The sequence below is a fragment of the Cobetia sp. LC6 genome, assembly GCF_030264805.1.
GTDB lineage: Bacteria > Pseudomonadota > Gammaproteobacteria > Pseudomonadales > Halomonadaceae > Cobetia.
Genome location: NZ_JASSPL010000026.1, coordinates 1 through 2,937 on the forward strand (window position 1 = coordinate 1; position 2,937 = coordinate 2,937).

General features: G+C 65.7%; 2 protein-coding genes and 1 pseudogene. All 3 read right to left on the reverse strand.

What is annotated here, in order from left to right; genetic code table 11:
• Nucleotides 1-341 (reverse strand): annotated as a pseudogene (locus QQF40_RS16935) (biotin/lipoyl-binding protein); the annotation flags it as partial.
• Nucleotides 338-2,626, reverse strand: coding sequence for a type I secretion system permease/ATPase (locus QQF40_RS16940; RefSeq protein ID WP_285462021.1), 2,289 nt, complete (start codon nt 2,624-2,626; stop codon nt 338-340). The pseudogene QQF40_RS16935 and the gene QQF40_RS16940, both read right to left, overlap by 4 nt.
• Nucleotides 2,623-2,937, reverse strand: a 315-nt coding sequence (locus QQF40_RS16945; RefSeq protein WP_285462022.1) for a hypothetical protein, incomplete at its 5' end; no start/stop codon positions are given. The genes QQF40_RS16940 and QQF40_RS16945, both read right to left, overlap by 4 nt.

Consider the following 2,937-nt stretch of genomic DNA (forward strand, 5'->3'; position numbering starts at 1 on the left):
GCCTGCGCCTGACTCAGTGATTCCATGTAGGCCGAGCGGAAGCGGGTCTCGTCGATGGCGGCCAATAGCTGACCGGCCTCGACGATCTCGCCCTCGCTGACCATCATTTCATCCAGGATGCCGCCCTCGAGGCTCTGGATGGTCTGCTGGCGCGAGGAGGGGATGACCTTGGCTTCGCCACGCGCCACTTCGTTGACCTCGGCCCAGCTCGACCAGGCGATGAACAGCGCGATGACCAGGAAGCTGGCCCATAGCAGCGGACGCGACCAGTGGCTTTCCAGCTTCTGGTCCGGCGCGCCCAGCTCGCGTTTGATGAGTTCGGGATCGAAACGCTGGCTCATGAGGCCTCCTGGCGCTGACGGGATGCGGAGGTGGCCGGTGTCTTGCCGGCCGATTGTCTGGCCATGATCTGATCCAGCGGGCCGTCCATGACGCGCTTGCCGTGGCGCAGCACCAGGGCGCGTTCGACCCAGCCGAGCAGCGACTTGCGGTGTGTGGCCAGCACCAGGGTGCGGCCGGCAAGCCAGGGGCCGAGGGTCTTGATGACGTGTTGCTCGGTGGCCTGGTCCAGCGAGGCGGTGGGCTCATCCAGCAGCACGACGGCGGGGTCCTGCAGGACCAGGCGAGCAAGGCCGAGGCTCTGACGCTGGCCTCCGGACAGGCTGTGGCGGTCATGCAGCATCATATCCAGCCCCAGCGGGTGGCGGCGTACGAAATCGCCCAGTCCGGTCATCTCGATGACCTCCAGCAGGCGCATGTCGCTGACATCCCGCCCGTCGATGCACAGGTTGTCGCGCAGCGTGCCGCTGAACAGGCTGATGTCCTGCGGCAGATAGCCGATGGCTCGCTGACGATCGGCAGGGTCGATCTGACTCAGGGCGAGATTGTCGAGGGTCAGCTCGCCACTGGTGGGCGTGAAGTAGCCGGCCAGCAGACGCAGCAGGGTGCTCTTGCCCGCGCCGTTGCCCCCCAGCAGGGCGATGTGCTCGCCGGGTGCGATGCTCAGGCGGTCCAGCGCCAGGGCTTCCGGGGCTTCCTCATCGTAGCGCCAGTGCAGATTCTCGGCCTGGTAGTGACCGCGTGCCTGGGCGAGGCGCGCGAAGCGACGATCGCTGGGACGCTCGATATCGGTCTCCATCAGCGCATCCAGTCCTTCCTTGGCGACCTTGACGTGCTGCCAGCGGCTCAGCAGTGCACTGATCTGCAGGGTCGGGCCGATGGCCCGCGACGACAGAATCGAACAAGCGATCAGCGCACCGACGCTCAACTCGCCGGCCATGATCAGGTAGACACCGGCAATGATGACGCCGACATAGGCCAGCTGCTGCATGCCGGTGCCCCAGCTGGTCAGCCAGGCGACGGCGTGGCGGAAGGTGATGCCGCGGTGGGTCTGCTCGGAGGTCAGGCGCTGCCACTGACGGCTGGCATGGCCCTCGGCGCGACAGGCCTTGAGGTTCTCGAGATTGTCGAGGGTCTCGAGCAGCACGCCATTCTTGACCGCGGATTCGCGCATGCCTTCACGCGACAATCTCGACAGCCAGGGTTGCGCCAGCAGCACGGGAATCAGCATCAACACGATGGCCGCCACCGGCACCCAGACCACCGGGCCGCCCAGCAGGGCGATCAGCCCCAGGAACAGCAGCGCGAAGGGCTGGTCACCACAGGCCCCGAGGGTCGAGGCAGTGAAGAATTCTCGGATGGCATCGAAGTCACGAATCTGGCTGGCCATCGCCCCGGTCGACCGCGGCTTCGAGGCCAGGCGCATCTGCACGGCGTGGCGGAAGATATGATCGTTGAGTTCGAGGTCGATCTTCTTGCCCGAGTTCTCGATCAGCTGCGCCCGCAATGCGCGCAACAAGGCTTCCAGCCCAATGGCGAGTATCACGCCGATACCCAGCGCCCACAGCGTATCGACGGCACCGGTCGGCACCACCCGGTCATAGACCTGCATCGCGAACAGGGCCGTCGCCACGGCCAGCAGGGCGGCAAGCGAGGAGGACAATGCGACCTCGGCAAAGACGCGCCAATGCGACTTGAGACGTGAGGTCAGCCAGTGCCCCTTCTGGGTCTGGCTATAGCCTTCCGCGCGCTCCAGCGAGATCTCGCCATGTGCAAACAGCGCAATGCCGGCATAGGTGGCAGCCAGTGCGTCCTGTGACAGCCAGTAGGCGCCACCGGACAGGGGATCGAGCAGCTTGTAGCCGGGTCCGCTGGGAGTGGTGTCCAAGTCATCGTCTGCCTGGGCGTCGCTCGTATCGCTGCTCGACTCACTAGATGACTCGCTGCTCGATCCCGTGCTCAACTGGTCAGGCCACTGGTGCGAGGCCTCATGGGCCAGCAGTACGCGACTGCTGCCGTCTTCCAGCAGCACGACACAGGGCATCAGACTTTCGGGGATCTCGCTGAGCGGCGCCTGACTCAGACGCGCGGCGATGCCCTGGCGCGACAGGGCCTGTTCCAGATCCTGCGGCGCCAGTTCACCCTTGGTGAGTGGCATGCCGTGTCGCAGACGCTCGAGGTCGATGCCATGGCCCTGCAGGCGCAGCAACTGGCGAACGCTTTCCAGCAATGGGTCAGGTTGCGATGTCACCGTGGCCGAGGAGGCGGTGGTCTGTGGGGCGCTCATGGGCTGACTCCCTGGCTGGCATGGTGATGAGAGTGGGGCAGCGAGGTATGCGCCGTCTCTGGCGGGGTGGCAGCGGCGTCGGCCCGATAGGGCGAGGAGACCAGCGGCAGAGCACCCAGCTGGGTCGCCAGGTCATATTGGTCGGTGAGCAGCTGGGTGTTGAGCTCGATCATCTGGCGCCGTGCGGCGAAGATCTCGCTCTCGATGGTCAGCAGATCCTCGATATTGCGCGAGCCGGTGATGAACTGGTCGCGATAGCTGCTGCGCAGGCGTTCGCCGCTGCGCGCCTGCTGATCCAGCGCCTTGATACG

Coding starts and splice junctions, on each gene's coding strand:
- QQF40_RS16940 (WP_285462021.1), bottom strand. CDS start 2,626: ATGAGCGCCCCACAGACCACCGCCTCCTCGGCCACGGTGACATCGCAA.